The sequence below is a fragment of the Citrobacter sp. Cb023 genome (genome assembly GCF_030336805.1).
Taxonomy (GTDB): Bacteria; Pseudomonadota; Gammaproteobacteria; order Enterobacterales; family Enterobacteriaceae; genus Citrobacter; species Citrobacter braakii.
Genome location: NZ_JAOWCV010000030.1, coordinates 12,924 through 28,201, shown reverse-complemented (window position 1 = coordinate 28,201; position 15,278 = coordinate 12,924). Strand labels below are relative to the sequence as shown.

15 protein-coding genes are annotated in these 15,278 nt (G+C 53.3%); 13 read left to right on the top strand and 2 right to left on the bottom strand.

From position 1 onward, the window contains the following. The first annotated feature begins 7 nt into the window (after nucleotides 1–7). The 3 genes from pldB to OGW44_RS05870 all read left to right on the top strand — a co-directional run bounded on the left by pldB (nucleotide 8) and on the right by OGW44_RS05870 (nucleotide 2,820). Nucleotides 8–1,024, top strand: coding sequence for a lysophospholipase L2 (gene pldB / locus OGW44_RS05880; RefSeq protein WP_003017911.1), 1,017 nt, complete (start codon nucleotides 8–10; stop codon nucleotides 1,022–1,024). Between the two features lie 15 nt (nucleotides 1,025–1,039). Further along, the gene (gene yigL, locus OGW44_RS05875) at nucleotides 1,040–1,840 is read left to right on the top strand and encodes a sugar/pyridoxal phosphate phosphatase YigL (RefSeq protein ID WP_008787091.1); all 801 of its coding nucleotides are present in this window, start codon (nucleotides 1,040–1,042) and stop codon (nucleotides 1,838–1,840) included. 80 nt (nucleotides 1,841–1,920) lie between these two features. After that, nucleotides 1,921–2,820 (top strand): carboxylate/amino acid/amine transporter, encoded by a 900-nt coding sequence (locus OGW44_RS05870; RefSeq protein ID WP_016157852.1) that lies wholly within the window; start codon nucleotides 1,921–1,923, stop codon nucleotides 2,818–2,820. On the opposite strand, the gene metR is transcribed toward OGW44_RS05870, so the two are convergent. Then, entirely contained in the window at nucleotides 2,708–3,661 is a 954-nt protein-coding gene (metR, locus tag OGW44_RS05865; protein WP_003017908.1) for an HTH-type transcriptional regulator MetR, read from the bottom strand. The genes OGW44_RS05870 and metR overlap by 113 nt on opposite strands. Before the next feature lie 234 nt (nucleotides 3,662–3,895). Between metR and metE the strand changes: the two genes are divergently transcribed. Further along, nucleotides 3,896–6,157, top strand: coding sequence for a 5-methyltetrahydropteroyltriglutamate--homocysteine S-methyltransferase (metE, locus tag OGW44_RS05860; protein WP_185655126.1), 2,262 nt, complete (start codon nucleotides 3,896–3,898; stop codon nucleotides 6,155–6,157). A gap of 102 nt (nucleotides 6,158–6,259) precedes the next feature. On the opposite strand, the gene OGW44_RS05855 is transcribed toward metE, so the two are convergent. Then, nucleotides 6,260–7,066 carry a dienelactone hydrolase family protein gene (locus OGW44_RS05855; RefSeq protein WP_016155137.1) on the bottom strand — a complete coding sequence of 269 codons (807 nt, stop codon included), beginning with the start codon at nucleotides 7,064–7,066 and terminating at the stop codon, nucleotides 6,260–6,262. A 265-nt stretch (nucleotides 7,067–7,331) separates the two neighbouring features. On the opposite strand from OGW44_RS05855, the gene udp reads away from it, so the two are divergent. The 9 genes from udp to tatD all read left to right on the top strand — a co-directional run bounded on the left by udp (nucleotide 7,332) and on the right by tatD (nucleotide 15,273). Beyond that, complete coding sequence (gene udp / locus OGW44_RS05850) at nucleotides 7,332–8,093, top strand: uridine phosphorylase (RefSeq protein WP_006686084.1); 762 nt, start codon at nucleotides 7,332–7,334, stop codon at nucleotides 8,091–8,093. A gap of 140 nt (nucleotides 8,094–8,233) precedes the next feature. Next, the gene (rmuC, locus tag OGW44_RS05845; RefSeq protein WP_019078423.1) at nucleotides 8,234–9,664 is read left to right on the top strand and encodes a DNA recombination protein RmuC; all 1,431 of its coding nucleotides are present in this window, start codon (nucleotides 8,234–8,236) and stop codon (nucleotides 9,662–9,664) included. 94 nt (nucleotides 9,665–9,758) lie between these two features. Beyond that, nucleotides 9,759–10,514 (top strand): bifunctional demethylmenaquinone methyltransferase/2-methoxy-6-polyprenyl-1,4-benzoquinol methylase UbiE, encoded by a 756-nt coding sequence (gene ubiE, locus OGW44_RS05840; RefSeq protein WP_003017897.1) that lies wholly within the window; start codon nucleotides 9,759–9,761, stop codon nucleotides 10,512–10,514. 13 nt (nucleotides 10,515–10,527) lie between these two features. Beyond that, nucleotides 10,528–11,133, top strand: coding sequence for a ubiquinone biosynthesis protein UbiJ (gene ubiJ / locus OGW44_RS05835; protein WP_016155139.1), 606 nt, complete (start codon nucleotides 10,528–10,530; stop codon nucleotides 11,131–11,133). Next, nucleotides 11,130–12,770 carry a ubiquinone biosynthesis regulatory protein kinase UbiB gene (ubiB, locus tag OGW44_RS05830; RefSeq protein ID WP_016155140.1) on the top strand — a complete coding sequence of 547 codons (1,641 nt, stop codon included), beginning with the start codon at nucleotides 11,130–11,132 and terminating at the stop codon, nucleotides 12,768–12,770. Before ubiJ ends, ubiB begins: the two co-directional genes overlap by 4 nt. Before the next feature lie 78 nt (nucleotides 12,771–12,848). Continuing rightward, complete coding sequence (gene tatA, locus OGW44_RS05825; RefSeq protein ID WP_003017888.1) at nucleotides 12,849–13,103, top strand: Sec-independent protein translocase subunit TatA; 255 nt, start codon at nucleotides 12,849–12,851, stop codon at nucleotides 13,101–13,103. 3 nt (nucleotides 13,104–13,106) lie between these two features. Then, nucleotides 13,107–13,655, top strand: a complete 549-nt coding sequence (gene tatB / locus OGW44_RS05820) for a Sec-independent protein translocase protein TatB (RefSeq protein WP_169330473.1) — start codon at nucleotides 13,107–13,109, stop codon at nucleotides 13,653–13,655. Nucleotides 13,656–13,657: 2 nt separating this feature from the next. Further along, nucleotides 13,658–14,449: a Sec-independent protein translocase subunit TatC gene (tatC, locus tag OGW44_RS05815; RefSeq protein WP_016155142.1), complete on the top strand. Its 792-nt coding sequence runs from the start codon at nucleotides 13,658–13,660 to the stop codon at nucleotides 14,447–14,449. A 41-nt stretch (nucleotides 14,450–14,490) separates the two neighbouring features. Beyond that, nucleotides 14,491–15,273, top strand: coding sequence for a 3'-5' ssDNA/RNA exonuclease TatD (gene tatD / locus OGW44_RS05810; RefSeq protein ID WP_185655127.1), 783 nt, complete (start codon nucleotides 14,491–14,493; stop codon nucleotides 15,271–15,273). Nucleotides 15,274–15,278: the final 5 nt, after the last annotated feature.

Below are 15,278 nucleotides of genomic sequence, written 5' to 3'. Positions count from 1 at the left end.
ATACCCGATGTTTCAGCAGCAAAAAGACTGGGAAACAAGAGAAAACGCGTTTGCTGCTTTTTCCATGGGGCCACTGACAGATTTCTGGCGTCAGCGGGAAGAAGCGGAATTTACGGGCGTGGATGATATCCCCGTCCATTTTGTGCGTTTTCACGCAGAAAAAAACGATCGCGTCATCGTCGTCTGTCCTGGACGCATTGAAAGCTACGTGAAATACGCTGAACTGGCGTATGACCTGTTTCATTCTGGTTTTGACGTCCTCATTATCGATCACCGTGGCCAGGGGCGTTCCGGGCGTATGCTTTCGGACCCGCATCGCGGTCATGTCGATAACTTTAATGACTATGTCGACGATTTAACCGCCTTCTGGCAGCAGGAAGTGCTACCCGGTCCGTGGAGAAAGCGCTATATACTGGCGCATTCAATGGGCGGAGCGATAGCCACGTTATTCTTGCAGCGCCACCCGAATCAGTGTGATGCCATCGCGCTTTGCGCGCCGATGTTTGGTATTGTGATGCGCTTTCCCGACTGGATGGTACGCCACATTCTGGACTGGGCTGAAGGGCATCCGCGGATCCGCGAAGGTTATGCGATGGGGACCGGGCGCTGGCGGGCGCTGCCATTCGGTATGAATGCGTTAACCCATAGTCGACAGCGCTATCGGCGCAATCTACGCTTCTATGCGGATGAGCCACGGCTGCGCGTTGGCGGCCCCACCTACCACTGGGTACGTGAAGGTATTCTGGCAGGCGAACAGGTTCTGGCTGGAGCAGGAGACGACGCGACGCCGACGCTGCTGATTCAGGCCGAAGAAGAGCGTGTGGTAGATAACCGCATGCACGATCGTTTTTGTGAACTCCGCGCCGCAGCGGGTCATCCCGTAGAAGGGGGGCAGCCGCTGGTCATCAAAGGCGCGTACCATGAGATCCTTTTTGAAAAGGACGCAATGCGCTCAGTCGCGCTTAACGCTATTGTCGAATTTTTCGACAAGCATAACTCATCCAGCGGAACCCGCTTTGCCTAGAGGTTGAATTTTCTTATGTATCAGGTTGTTGCGTCTGATTTAGACGGTACGCTGCTTTCTCCCGACCATACCCTGTCCCCTTATGCCAAAGAGACGCTGAAGTTATTGACCGCTCGTGGCGTTAACTTCGTGTTTGCGACTGGCCGTCATCATGTTGATGTGGGGCAAATTCGCGATAACCTCGGCATTAAAACCTACATGATCACGTCCAACGGCGCGCGTGTGCATGATTCTGACGGGAATCTGGTGTTTTCGCATAACCTGGATCGCGACATTGCCAGCGACCTGTTTGGCGTAGTGAATGCAAACCCGGACATCGTGACCAACGTTTATCGTGATGATGAGTGGTTTATGAACCGCCATCGCCCAGACGAAATGCGCTTCTTCAAAGAAGCAGTGTTTAACTATTCACTGTTTGAACCTGCGCTACTGGAGCCGGAAGGCGTGAGTAAGGTGTTTTTCACCACTGATTCTCACGAAAGGCTGCTGCCGCTGGAACAGGCGATTAACGCCCGCTGGGGCGACCGCGTCAACGTCAGTTTCTCTACGCTTACCTGCCTGGAAGTCATGGCTGGCGGCGTATCGAAAGGCCATGCGCTGGAAGCGGTGGCGAAAGCTATGGGCTATAGCCTGAAAGATTGTATCGCTTTTGGCGACGGGATGAACGACGCGGAAATGCTCTCCATGGCGGGCAAAGGCTGCATTATGGGCAACGCTCACCAGCGCCTGAAGGATCTGCATCCGGAACTGGAAGTCATTGGTCTTAATGCCGACGATGCCGTGCCGCATTATCTGCGTGAGCTGTTTTTGCAGTAATGTTTTTGTTCGTTAGTTGACCAGATGTCAACTTAAAACTTCGCTACAATGGGCGTACCTTTTGTTAAGAGACATCCATTGTGGCGTTACTCATCATTACCACAATTCTGTGGGCCTTTTCCTTTAGCCTGTTTGGCGAGTACCTTGCCGGTCATGTCGATAGCTATTTTGCGGTGCTGGTGCGCGTTGGGCTGGCGGCGCTGGTGTTCCTGCCGTTTTTACGTACCCGTGGGCATAGCGTAAAAACCATCGCGCTGTATATGCTGGTGGGCGCCATGCAGCTTGGCATTATGTATATGCTGAGTTTTCACGCCTATCTGTACCTGACGGTATCAGAACTGCTGCTCTTTACCGTGCTGACGCCGCTCTACATTACGCTGATTTATGACCTGATGAGCGGACGTCGTCTGCGCTGGAGCTACGCCTTCAGTGCGTTGCTGGCGGTGATTGGTGCGGGGATCATTCGTTACGATCAGGTGACCAGCCACTTCTGGACCGGCCTGCTGCTGGTGCAGTTGTCCAATATCAGCTTTGCTATTGGCATGGTGGGCTACAAGCGTCTGATGGAAACGCGGCCAATGCCGCAGCACAACGCCTTTGCCTGGTTTTACATGGGGGCCTTTATGGTGGCGGTAGTGGCCTGGTTCATGCTGGGGAATGCGCAGAAAATGCCTGCAACCACGCTACAGTGGGGAATTCTGGTCTTTCTTGGCGTGGCAGCGTCCGGCATTGGTTACTTTATGTGGAACTACGGCGCGACCCAGGTGGATGCGGGGACGCTGGGCATCATGAACAATATGCATGTGCCGGCCGGGCTGCTGGTTAACCTGGCTATCTGGCATCAACAGCCTCACTGGCCAAGCTTCATCATTGGTGCGGCTGTGATAGTGGCTTCACTGTGGGTACATCGAAAGTGGGTCGTTCCGCACTCCGTACAAACGGCAGGTGATCGCAGGCGTGATTCCGCGCTGAGCGAATAAACGCTTCCGTGACCGGCTGTCGCTGCTCGCCATCGCGCACGGCGGCGTACAGCCGACTCCACAATCCATCGCCCAGGGTTTTGGTCACCACCAGGCCCTGGCGTTCAAAACTCTCCACCACCCAGTGTGGTAAAGCTGCAATACCCATTCTGGCTGCAACCATCTGAATCAGCAGCAGGGTGTTATCCACGCTCTTCAGCGACGGACTAACGCCCGCAGGCTGCAAGAAATGCCGCCAGACATCCAGTCGACTCCGTTGCACCGGGTAAATAAGCAGCGTCTCACTGGCTAAATCCTCCGGCGTGATCTGCGTCTTGCTGGCCAGCGGATGGTCCGGCGCCAGTACCAGGCGGACTTCAAAATCGAACATCGGCGAGTAGTGCAGTCCGCTACGCGGCAGAATGTCGGATGTCAGCACCAGATCCAGCTCATCCTGCTGTAGCGCTGGTTGCGGATCGAACGTCACGCCGGATTTAAAGTCCATCTCCACCTGCGGCCAGTTGGCACGAAAATTCTCCAGCGCGGGCGTCAGCCATTGAATACAGCTATGGCATTCAATAGCGATCCGCAGCCGGGTTTGCTGCGGTTCGTTGCAGGCCTGCAGCGCACGACCAATTTGCGGCAACACCTGATTTGCTAACTGCAGCAAAATTTCGCCTTGCGGCGTAAAGCGCAGAGGCTGGCTTTTACGGATAAAAAGTCGAAAGCCAAGGCGCTGTTCCAGATCGCTGAACTGGTGAGAGAGGGCGGATTGGGTCTGATGCAACGTCGCCGCTGCGGCCGCCAGCGAACCACTATTCCGCAACGCCTGGAGCGTTTTCAGGTGTTTAATCTCGATCATGAAAGTCCTTCACTTCGGCATGAACAAATTGCGCTTGAGGAATATACAGTAACTGTCAATTATGGATGTGTAAACATCTGGATGGCTAAAATCCTCCGTCTTTTAAATTTATGGTGCGTTGGCTGTGTTTTTCCACCCCGGTCACTTACTTCAGTAAGCTCCTGGGATGAATAAACTTGCCACCTTCCCTAAATTAAAAATAAATAGGATTTACATATAATTAGAGGAAGAAAAATGACAATACTTAATCACACCCTCGGTTTCCCTCGCGTTGGCCTGCGTCGCGAGCTGAAAAAAGCGCAAGAAAGCTACTGGGCGGGAAATTCTTCCCGTGAAGATTTGCTAACCGTTGGCCGCGAGCTGCGTGCCCGTCACTGGGATCAGCAGAAGCAGGCGGGCGTTGACCTGCTGCCAGTGGGCGATTTTGCCTGGTACGATCACGTGCTGACCACCAGCCTGCTGCTCGGCAACGTTCCGGCTCGTCATCAAAATAAAGACGGCTCGGTCGATATCGATACCTTATTCCGCATTGGCCGTGGCCGCGCACCAACCGGGGAGCCCGCGGCGGCGGCAGAAATGACCAAATGGTTTAACACCAACTATCACTACATGGTGCCAGAGTTCACCAAAGGTCAGCAGTTCAAACTGACCTGGACCCAACTGTTGGATGAAGTGGATGAAGCGTTGGCGCTCGGTCACAAGGTGAAACCTGTGCTGCTGGGACCGGTAACTTACCTGTGGCTGGGGAAAGTAAAGGGCGAACAGTTTGACCGCCTGAGCCTGTTGAACGATATTCTGCCGGTTTACCAGCAGGTGCTGGCTGAGCTGGCGAAACGCGGTATTGAGTGGGTGCAGATTGATGAACCGGCTCTGGTGCTGGAGCTGCCTCAGGTTTGGCTGAACGCCTTCAAACCGGCGTATGACGCGCTGACGGGTCAGGTGAAGCTGCTGCTGACCACCTACTTCGAAGGCGTAACGCCAAACCTGGATACCATTACCGCGCTGCCGGTGCAGGGGCTGCACGTTGACTTCGTGCACGGTAAAGATGAAGTGACCGAGCTGCACAAGCGTCTGCCTGCCGACTGGTTGCTGTCAGCGGGGCTGGTGAACGGTCGCAACGTCTGGCGTGCCGATCTCAGCGAAAAATACGCGCAAATTAAAGATATCGTCGGTAAACGTGACCTGTGGGTAGCTTCTTCCTGCTCCTTGCTGCACAGCCCAATCGATCTCAGCGTGGAAACCCGCCTTGATGCAGAAGTGAAGAGCTGGTTTGCCTTCGCCTTACAAAAATGCGGCGAGCTGGCGCTGCTGCGTGATGCGTTGAACAGCGGTGATACGGCGGCAATTGTGGCGTGGAGCGCACCGATCCAGGCTCGTCGTCACTCTACCCGCGTACACAACGCCGCAGTGGAAAAACGTCTGGCGGAGATCACCGCCCAGGACAGCCAACGTGCCAACGCTTACCCGGTTCGCGCCGAAGCGCAGCGTGCCCGCTTTAATCTGCCGGCATGGCCGACCACCACTATCGGCTCATTCCCGCAAACCACGGAAATTCGCGGCCTGCGTCTGGACTTCAAAAAGGGCAATCTGGATGCCGGTAACTACCGCACCGGTATTGCGGAACATATCAAACAGGCGATTGTTGAACAGGAACGCCTGGGGCTCGACGTGCTGGTGCACGGTGAAGCCGAACGTAACGACATGGTGGAATATTTTGGCGAGCACCTGGACGGTTTCGTCTTTACCCAGAACGGTTGGGTGCAGAGCTACGGCTCTCGCTGCGTGAAGCCGCCGGTGGTTATTGGCGATGTCAGCCGCCCGGAAGCGATCACCGTGGAGTGGGCGAAGTATGCCCAGTCGCTGACCGACAAACCGGTAAAAGGCATGTTGACCGGTCCGGTGACCATTCTCTGCTGGTCATTCCCGCGTGAAGACGTGACGCGTGAAACCATCGCTAAGCAGATTGCGCTGGCGCTGCGTGATGAGGTAGCGGATCTGGAAGCGGCGGGTATTGGCATCATCCAGATTGACGAACCGGCACTGCGCGAAGGTCTGCCGCTGCGCCGCAGCGACTGGGCGGCGTATCTGGAGTGGGGCGTGGAAGCCTTCCGCATTAACGCGGCGGTGGCGAAGGATGAAACCCAGATCCACACCCACATGTGTTACTGCGAGTTCAACGACATCATGGACTCCATTGCGGCGCTGGACGCGGACGTGATCACCATTGAGACTTCACGCTCTGATATGGAGTTGCTGGAATCGTTTGAAGAGTTCGACTATCCGAACGAAATCGGGCCGGGCGTATACGATATTCACTCGCCGAACGTCCCGAGCGTGGAGTGGATTGAAGCCCTGCTGAAGAAAGCCGAGCAGCGTATTCCGGCCGAGCGTCTGTGGGTGAACCCGGACTGCGGCCTGAAAACGCGCGGTTGGCCGGAAACCCGCGCCGCGCTGGCAAACATGGTTAAAGCTGCGCAGAACCTGCGTCAGGCGTAATTCAGAGCCGGTGGCCGGGAAGCGCAAGCGCTTACCCGGCTTACAGGAAATAGCAAGAGTTGTAGGCCCGGTAAGGTGTAGTCGCCGCCGGGCAATTAACGTTTATTTCTTCCCGCCGTATTGTGTGAACCACTCCAGCATTCTCAGCCAGCCATCTTTCGCGGATTCTTCGTGATAGCTCGGACGATAATCGGCGTTAAACGCATGTCCGGCATCGGGATAGACCACGATTTCCGCTTTTGCATTGGCGGCGCGCAGCGCCTGACGCATTGTTTCAACGGTATCTTGCGGAATACTGGTGTCCTGGCCGCCATAAAGTCCCAGAACGGGGGCGTTAAGATCGGTCGCGATATCAACAGGATGTTTCGGCGAGTTGAGGGTTTTATCGCCCACCAGTTTGCCATACCACGCTACCGCTGCTTTTAACTGCGGATTATGAGCTGCATACAGCCAGGTGATGCGTCCACCCCAGCAAAATCCGGTGATCATCAACTGGTGGGCATCTCCTCCGTTACGAGAAGCCCAACTGGCGACGTGATCCAGATCGGCCAATACCTGAGAGTCAGGCACTTTGGCGACAAGGCTGCTGAGCAACGTGGGGATATCGGCAAAGTCATTGGGATCGCCTTCACGAAAATAGAGCTCTGGTGCGATAGCCAGATACCCTTCCAGAGCCAGACGGCGGCAAACGTCACGAATGTGTTCATGAATGCCAAAAATCTCCTGCACGACAATGACCACTGGCAGCGGGCCATCGGACTGTTTTGGTCGTGCGTGATACGCTGGCATATCATCGCCTTGTGAAGGTATGGACGTTACACCGGCGATAATGGCGTTATCCGGAGTGTGAACCGTGGTAGACGTCGGTGGAGATACAGCAGGTGCAAAGCCAGATTGTCGTGTTGTCATGGTATTCTCCGTACCCTTAAATATTCAGCCAAAAAGCGCATTGTTAACTATAGACACATGCAACGAACCACATTGCCTTAAACGGTCTATCTTTTGTGCAGGGCTTCCTTACATCGCATCATTTATGTGATTCAAGTCACTATTTTATGGTAATGGAATGCAATTGATTTACATCATAGTGATGACTGTCACGAAAATATGTTCATGCCTTCGGTAAAGTGTGTTTTTGCTTCTTCTGACAAAACCGATTCACAGAGGAGTTTTTATGTCTAAGTCTGATGTTTTTCATCTCGGCCTCACTAAGAACGATTTACAAGGGGCTCAGCTCGCTATCGTCCCTGGCGACCCGGAGCGTGTGGAAAAGATCGCCGCGCTGATGGATAAGCCGGTTAAGCTGGCATCTCATCGCGAGTTCACTACCTGGCGTGCTGAGCTGGATGGTAAAGCCGTGATCGTTTGCTCTACCGGTATCGGCGGTCCGTCAACCTCTATTGCCGTAGAAGAACTGGCACAGCTGGGCATTCGTACCTTCCTGCGTATCGGTACGACTGGCGCCATCCAGCCACATATCAACGTAGGTGATGTACTGGTCACCACAGCATCTGTCCGTCTGGACGGTGCAAGCCTGCACTTCGCGCCAATGGAATTCCCGGCCGTCGCGGACTTCGAGTGCACCACCGCGCTGGTGGAAGCGGCGAAATCTATCGGCGCCACCACCCACGTAGGCGTTACCGCGTCTTCTGATACCTTCTATCCGGGCCAGGAGCGTTATGACACCTTCTCTGGTCGCGTAGTGAGCCGTTTCAAAGGCTCAATGGAAGAGTGGCAGTCTATGGGCGTCATGAACTACGAAATGGAATCTGCTACGCTGCTCACCATGTGTGCAAGCCAGGGTCTGCGTGCTGGTATGGTCGCGGGGGTTATCGTGAACCGTACTCAGCAAGAGATCCCTAATGCGGAAACGATGAAACAAACAGAAAGCCACGCGGTGAAAATCGTGGTGGAAGCTGCGCGTCGTTTACTGTAATTCTCCCGTCTATTCAAAAAGGCCGACGCGTTCGGCCTTTTTATTTTGCGTAGTGCCTCGCAGGAAATTCCTTTTAAACTGGACGTTTATACAGCACAATTCTATTTTGTGCGGGTAAGTCGTTGCTGTAAGGGGGCGTTGTGGATATTTCAATTATGATGAGTGCCGTGCTGGCGTTAGCCGCTGGGCTGCTGGTGGGGTGGCTGGCAACAAAAGCGCATGCCGATCGGATCCGTGCTGACCTCATCGAAGAACGACGCGAACTGGATATTGCGCTAAGCGCCGCCCGCCAGCAGCTCTCACAGGAAGCCCACTGGCGCGATGAGTGCGAACTACTCAATAACGAATTGCGCAGTCTGCACAGCATCAACACCTCTCTGGAAGCCGATCTTCGAGAAGTCACTACCCGTCTGGAAGCGACGCAGCAGCACGCGGAAGATAAAATCCGCCAGATGATCAACAGCGAACAGCGTCTGAGCGAACAGTTTGAAAATCTGGCGAACCGTATTTTCGAGCACAGCAACCGTCGTGTAGATGAGCAAAATCGCCAAAGCCTGAACAGTCTGCTTACACCGCTTCGCGAACAACTGGACGGTTTTCGACGCCAGGTTCAGGATAGCTTTGGTAAAGAGGCGCAAGAACGCCATACTCTGGCGCACGAAATTCGTAATCTGCAGCAACTGAACGCGCAGATGGCGCAGGAAGCGGTAAACCTGACGCGGGCATTAAAAGGCGATAACAAAACGCAGGGCAACTGGGGCGAGGTCGTACTCACCCGGGTGCTTGAGGCTTCCGGTCTGCGCGAAGGCTATGAATACGAAACCCAGGTCAGCATTGAGAACGACGCCCGTTCGCGGATGCAGCCAGATGTTATCGTCCGGTTACCGCAGGGCAAAGATGTGGTGATCGACGCGAAAATGACGCTGGTCGCCTATGAACGCTATTTTAATGCTGAAGATGAATACACCCGCGAGAGCGCGTTGCAGGAGCACATCGCCTCGGTACGAAACCATATCCGTCTGCTGGGGCGCAAAGACTATCAGCAGCTTCCTGGGCTGCGCACACTTGACTATGTGCTGATGTTTATCCCCGTTGAGCCTGCTTTTTTACTGGCGCTCGATAGACAGCCTGAACTGATTACCGAAGCCCTTAAAAATAACATTATGCTGGTTAGCCCTACCACGTTGTTGGTGGCATTGCGCACGATTGCCAACTTGTGGCGCTACGAGCATCAGAGTCGTAATGCGCAACAGATTGCCGATCGGGCCAGCAAACTTTATGACAAGATGCGATTGTTTGTGGATGATATGTCGGCAATTGGCCAAAGCCTGGATAAAGCTCAGGATAACTACCGACAGGCGATGAAAAAACTCTCTTCAGGTCGTGGAAACGTCCTGTCGCAGGCAGAAGCGTTTCGCAGTTTAGGCGTGGAAATTAAGCGCGAGATTAATCCTGAACTGGCTGAACAAGCCACTACGCAGGATGAAGAGTACCGCTTGCGTTCGGTCCCTGAAACGCAGCAGGATGAACCTTACCCTGATGATGAAGCGGTAAACCAGCAATCAAACTAGTCCGTTTGGGGTAGTTGAACCGGGCAGAAGGGTAGGGCAAATTGGCCCAATCTGTTACACTTCTTGAACATTTTTTGGATGAGCAGGCACTGAGATGGTGGATAATTCACAAGAAACGACGCACTTTGGCTTTCAGACCGTCGCTAAAGAGCAGAAAGCTGACATGGTGGCCCACGTTTTTCATTCTGTGGCGTCTAAATATGACGTTATGAATGACTTAATGTCATTTGGCATTCATCGTTTGTGGAAGCGCTTCACCATTGACTGCAGTGGCGTGCGTCGCGGGCAAACCGTTCTCGATTTAGCGGGCGGTACGGGCGATCTGACGGCGAAATTCTCTCGCATGGTAGGCGAAACTGGCAAAGTTGTGCTGGCGGATATCAACGACTCAATGCTCAAAATGGGTCGCGAAAAGCTGCGTAATATCGGCGTCGTGGGTAACGTTGAGTACGTTCAGGCGAATGCGGAAGCATTACCTTTCCCAGACAACACGTTTGACTGCATCACCATCTCTTTCGGTCTGCGCAACGTAACGGATAAAGACAAAGCATTACGATCTATGTATCGCGTGTTGAAGCCGGGCGGACGTCTACTGGTGCTGGAGTTCTCCAAGCCGATTATCGAACCGCTGAGCAAAGCCTACGACGCATACTCTTTCCACGTTTTGCCGCGCATTGGTTCTATGGTGGCAAGCGATGCAGACAGTTATCGCTATTTGGCGGAGTCCATCCGCATGCATCCCGATCAGGACACCTTAAAAGCAATGATGCAAGATGCCGGGTTCGAAAGCGTTGATTACTACAACCTGACGGCAGGTGTCGTTGCGCTGCATCGTGGTTACAAGTTCTGACAGGAGATTGGGGATGCCTTTAAAACCCTTAGTGACCGCCGGCGTTGAAAATTTGCTTAACACCTTTCTGTATCGTTCTCCTGCGCTCAAGTCAGCCAGAACGCGTTTACAGGGCAAAGTGCTGCGTGTTGAGCTAAAAGGATTTTCAACACCGTTAGTGCTGGTGTTTAGTGAGCGCCAGGTCGATGTGCTGGGGGCATGGGAAGGCGAAGCCGATTGCACCGTAATCACACATGCCAGCGTGTTACCGAAATTACGCGACCGGCAGCAACTCACCACGCTTATCCGCAGTGGTGAGCTGGAGGTTCAGGGCGATATCCAGGTGGTACAGAACTTTGTCGCGTTGGCCGATCTGGCGGAGTTTGATCCCGCAGAACTGTTAGCACCTTATACCGGCGATATCGTCGCGGAAGGGGTCAGCAAAGTTTTGCGTGGTGGAGCGAAGTTCCTGTGCCACAACATTCAACGCCAGCAGCGCTATGTTGCCGAAGCGATCACCGAAGAGTGGCGTATGGCTCCAGGTCCGCTTGAGGTTGCATGGTTTGCAGAAGAAACGGCAGCCGTTGAGCGTGCGGTCGAATCTCTGGCCAAACGGCTGGAAAAACTGGAGGCCAAATGACGCCAGGTGAAGTACGGCGCCTTTATTTCATCATTCGCACTTTTTTAAGCTACGGTCTTGATGAACTCATCCCCAAAATGCGTATCACGCTGCCACTCCGGCTGTGGCGTTACACGCTGTTCTGGATGCCCAACCGACATAAAGACAAACCGCTGGGAGAACGGCTGAGACTGGCTTTACAGGAGCTCGGCCCGGTGTGGATTAAGTTCGGGCAAATGCTCTCTACCCGCCGTGATCTTTTCCCGCCACACATCGCCGATCAGCTAGCGTTATTGCAGGATCGGGTAGCCCCATTCGATGGGCAAAGAGCGAAAGAACAAATCGAAGAGGCGATGGGTGGGCTGCCCGTCGAGGAATGGTTTGATGATTTTGAGATCACACCGCTGGCATCCGCGTCTATTGCTCAGGTTCACACCGCGCGACTGAAATCGAATGGGAAAGAGGTGGTGATCAAAGTTATCCGCCCGGACATACTGCCGGTAATTAAAGCGGATTTGAAACTGATCTACCGCCTTGCTCGCTGGGTACCTCGCCTGATGCCAGACGGCCGCCGCCTGCGACCGACAGAAGTGGTCCGTGAATATGAAAAAACGTTGATTGATGAGCTGAATCTGCTGCGCGAGTCGGCGAACGCGATTCAGCTGCGACGTAATTTTGAAGACAGCCCAATGCTGTACATCCCGGAAGTGTACTCTGACTATTGCAGTCAGAACATGATGGTGATGGAGCGCATTTACGGTATTCCCGTTTCAGATGTCACCTCGCTTGAGAAGAACGGCACCAATATGAAGCTGCTGGCTGAACGCGGTGTTCAGGTCTTCTTTACTCAGGTATTCCGCGACAGCTTTTTCCATGCGGATATGCACCCTGGGAACATTTTCGTGAGTTATGAGCATCCCGAAAACCCGAAATACATTGGTATTGATTGTGGGATTGTGGGTTCTTTAAACAAAGAAGATAAGCGTTATCTTGCTGAAAACTTCATCGCGTTTTTTAACCGCGACTACCGCAAAGTTGCTGAACTGCATGTGGATTCTGGCTGGGTTCCGCCGGATACTAACGTAGAAGAGTTTGAATTTGCCATTCGTACCGTGTGCGAGCCGATTTTCGAAAAACCGCTGGCGGAGATTTCCTTTGGTCATGTGCTGTTAAATCTGTTCAACACAGCGCGCCGATTCAATATGGAAGTTCAGCCTCAACTGGTATTGCTACAGAAGACGCTGCTGTACGTTGAAGGTGTCGGACGTCAGCTCTACCCGCAGTTAGATTTGTGGAAAACGGCCAAGCCTTTCCTCGAATCCTGGATCAAAGATCAGGTCGGTATTCCGGCGCTTGTTAGGGCATTTAAAGAAAAAGCACCGTTCTGGGTCGAAAAAATGCCAGAAATACCTGAACTGGTGTATGACAGTTTGCGCCAGGGCAAATATTTACAGCACAGTGTTGATAAGATTGCCCGCGAGCTTCACGCGAATCATGTACGTCAGGGACAATCCCGTTATTTATTGGGCATTGGTGCAACATTGTTGCTCAGTGGAACATTCCTGCTGGTAAGCCGTCCTGAGTGGGGGCTTATGCCGGGCTGGTTAATGGCCGGCGGCGTCTTAGCCTGGTTGATCGGCTGGCGCAAAATGCGCTGAATTTTTCATCGCCCTAGGCAGGTCGTGTAACGTATACTACGGCCTTATTAATTCATCATCTATGACAGAGGAACATGTATGGGTGGTATCAGTATTTGGCAGTTGTTGATCATTGCCGTCATCGTTGTACTGCTATTTGGCACCAAGAAACTCGGCTCCATCGGTTCCGATCTTGGCGCGTCGATTAAAGGCTTCAAAAAAGCAATGGGTGATGATGAGCCAAAGCAAGATAAAACCAGCCAGGACGCTGATTTTACTGCTAAATCCATTACCGATAAGCAGGGCGAAGTGAAAAAAGAAGACGCCAAAAGCCAAGATAAAGAGCAGGTATAATCCGTGTTTGATATCGGTTTTAGCGAACTGTTATTGGTGTTCGTGATCGGCCTCATCGTCCTGGGGCCGCAACGTTTACCTGTAGCGGTAAAAACGGTTGCTGGTTGGGTTCGTGCTTTGCGTTCCCTGGCAACTACTGTTCAGAATGAACTGACCCAGGAGCTTAAGCTTCAGGAGTTTCAGGACAGCCTGAAGAAAGTAGAGAAAGCGAGCCTGACAAATCTGACCCCGGAGTTGAAAGCCTCAATGGATGAGCTGCGTGAAGCGGCAGAGTCGATGAAGCGTTCTTACAGTGTGCACGATCCTGAGAAAGAGAGCGATGAAGCGCACTCTATCCATAATCCGGTGGTGAAAGAAGCTGAAGCGCAGCGAGAAGGGGTCACCCCTGCTGCCGCTGAAAACCAGGCCAGTTCGCCGGAGCAAAAACCGGAATCCACGGGTGCTAAAACGCCAGAGCCAACGGAAAACACTTCCGCTACGTTAATGGATGCAGAAAAGAAAGCTGTCGCACCTGTTGCCGAATCCTCCCCCTCGTCGAGTGATAAACCGTAAACATGGCTGTAGAAGATACCCAACCGCTCATCACGCATCTTATTGAGCTGCGTAAGCGACTCCTGAACTGCATCATTGCGGTAATCGTGATCTTTCTGGCGTTGGTTTACTTTGCCAACGACATTTACCATATGGTCGCGGCGCCGTTGATTAAACAGATGCCGCAGGGTGCAACGATGATCGCCACCGATGTGGCTTCGCCGTTCTTTACCCCAATCAAGTTGACCTTCATGGTATCGCTGATCCTGTCAGCGCCAGTGATCCTCTACCAGGTGTGGGCATTTATTGCGCCAGCGTTGTATAAACATGAACGCCGTCTGGTTGTTCCGCTGCTGGTCTCCAGTTCGTTGTTGTTCTACATCGGCATGGCATTCGCCTATTTTGTTGTCTTCCCGTTAGCGTTTGGTTTTCTGGCCAACACGGCTCCGCAAGGCGTGCAGGTATCAACGGACATTGCCAGCTATCTCAGCTTTGTAATGGCGCTATTTATGGCTTTCGGTGTCTCTTTTGAGGTGCCTGTCGCCATCGTGCTGCTATGCTGGATGGGCATTACGACGCCAGATGATTTACGCAAAAAGCGTCCTTATGTTGTGGTGGGTGCCTTTGTCGTCGGGATGCTACTGACTCCGCCAGATGTCTTCTCGCAAACGTTGTTGGCGATACCGATGTACTGCCTGTTCGAGGTGGGTGTTTTCTTCTCTCGTTTCTATGTCGGTAAGCGACGTACGCGGGATGAGGACAACGAGGCTGAAGAAGCAAAAGAAGCCGAAGCCACCGAGAAAACTGAAGAATAAATTCAACCGCCCGTCAGGGCGGTTGTCATATGGGAGGAAGCATGTTTGATATTGGCGTTAATTTAACCAGTTCACAATTTGCGAAAGACCGGGATGAGGTCGTGGCGCGCGCCTTTGCTGCGGGCGTAAACGGTATGCTTCTGACCGGAACAAACCTTCACGAAAGCCAGCAGGCGTTAAAGCTGGCGCAGCATTATCCGCAGTGCTGGTCCACGGCTGGCGTGCACCCGCATGACAGCAGCCAATGGCAATCCTCAACGGAAGACGAGATTATCACGCTGGCAAACCAGTCGAAGGTAGTCGCTATTGGTGAGTGCGGCCTGGATTTCAATCGCAATTTCTCCACGCCGCAGGAGCAGGAACGTGCTTTTGAAGCGCAACTGCGCATTGCTGCTGAACTGCAGATGCCGATTTTCATGCATTGTCGGGATGCGCATGAGCGTTTTCTGACGTTGCTGGAGCCGTGGCTGGACAGCCTCCCAGGCGCGGTGCTGCACTGTTTCACCGGTTCGCGCCAGGAGATGCAGGACTGCGTGGACCGAGGGCTTTATATCGGTATCACCGGGTGGGTCTGTGATGAACGCCGGGGGATGGAACTGCGGGAGCTGCTGCCGTTTATTCCGGTGGAAAGACTGCTGATAGAAACCGATGCACCTTATCTACTCCCTCGCGACTTAACGCCTAAACCGACGTCACGTCGCAATGAACCGGCGCACCTGCCGCATATTCTTGAGCGAATTGCTCACTGGCGTGGGGAAGATCCTCAATGGCTGTCAGCAACCATTGATGCCAACGTCAGAACGCTGTTCGAAGTGACCTTCTAAACGGC

Coding starts and splice junctions, on each gene's coding strand:
- metR (WP_003017908.1), bottom strand. CDS start 3,661: ATGATCGAGATTAAACACCTGAAAACGCTCCAGGCGTTGCGGAATAGT.
- tatC (WP_016155142.1), top strand. CDS start 13,658: ATGGCTGTAGAAGATACCCAACCGCTCATCACGCATCTTATTGAGCTG.
- ubiB (WP_016155140.1), top strand. CDS start 11,130: ATGACGCCAGGTGAAGTACGGCGCCTTTATTTCATCATTCGCACTTTT.
- pldB (WP_003017911.1), top strand. CDS start 8: ATGTTTCAGCAGCAAAAAGACTGGGAAACAAGAGAAAACGCGTTTGCT.
- tatD (WP_185655127.1), top strand. CDS start 14,491: ATGTTTGATATTGGCGTTAATTTAACCAGTTCACAATTTGCGAAAGAC.
- yigL (WP_008787091.1), top strand. CDS start 1,040: ATGTATCAGGTTGTTGCGTCTGATTTAGACGGTACGCTGCTTTCTCCC.
- ubiE (WP_003017897.1), top strand. CDS start 9,759: ATGGTGGATAATTCACAAGAAACGACGCACTTTGGCTTTCAGACCGTC.
- ubiJ (WP_016155139.1), top strand. CDS start 10,528: ATGCCTTTAAAACCCTTAGTGACCGCCGGCGTTGAAAATTTGCTTAAC.
- tatA (WP_003017888.1), top strand. CDS start 12,849: ATGGGTGGTATCAGTATTTGGCAGTTGTTGATCATTGCCGTCATCGTT.
- OGW44_RS05855 (WP_016155137.1), bottom strand. CDS start 7,066: ATGACAACACGACAATCTGGCTTTGCACCTGCTGTATCTCCACCGACG.
- metE (WP_185655126.1), top strand. CDS start 3,896: ATGACAATACTTAATCACACCCTCGGTTTCCCTCGCGTTGGCCTGCGT.
- udp (WP_006686084.1), top strand. CDS start 7,332: ATGTCTAAGTCTGATGTTTTTCATCTCGGCCTCACTAAGAACGATTTA.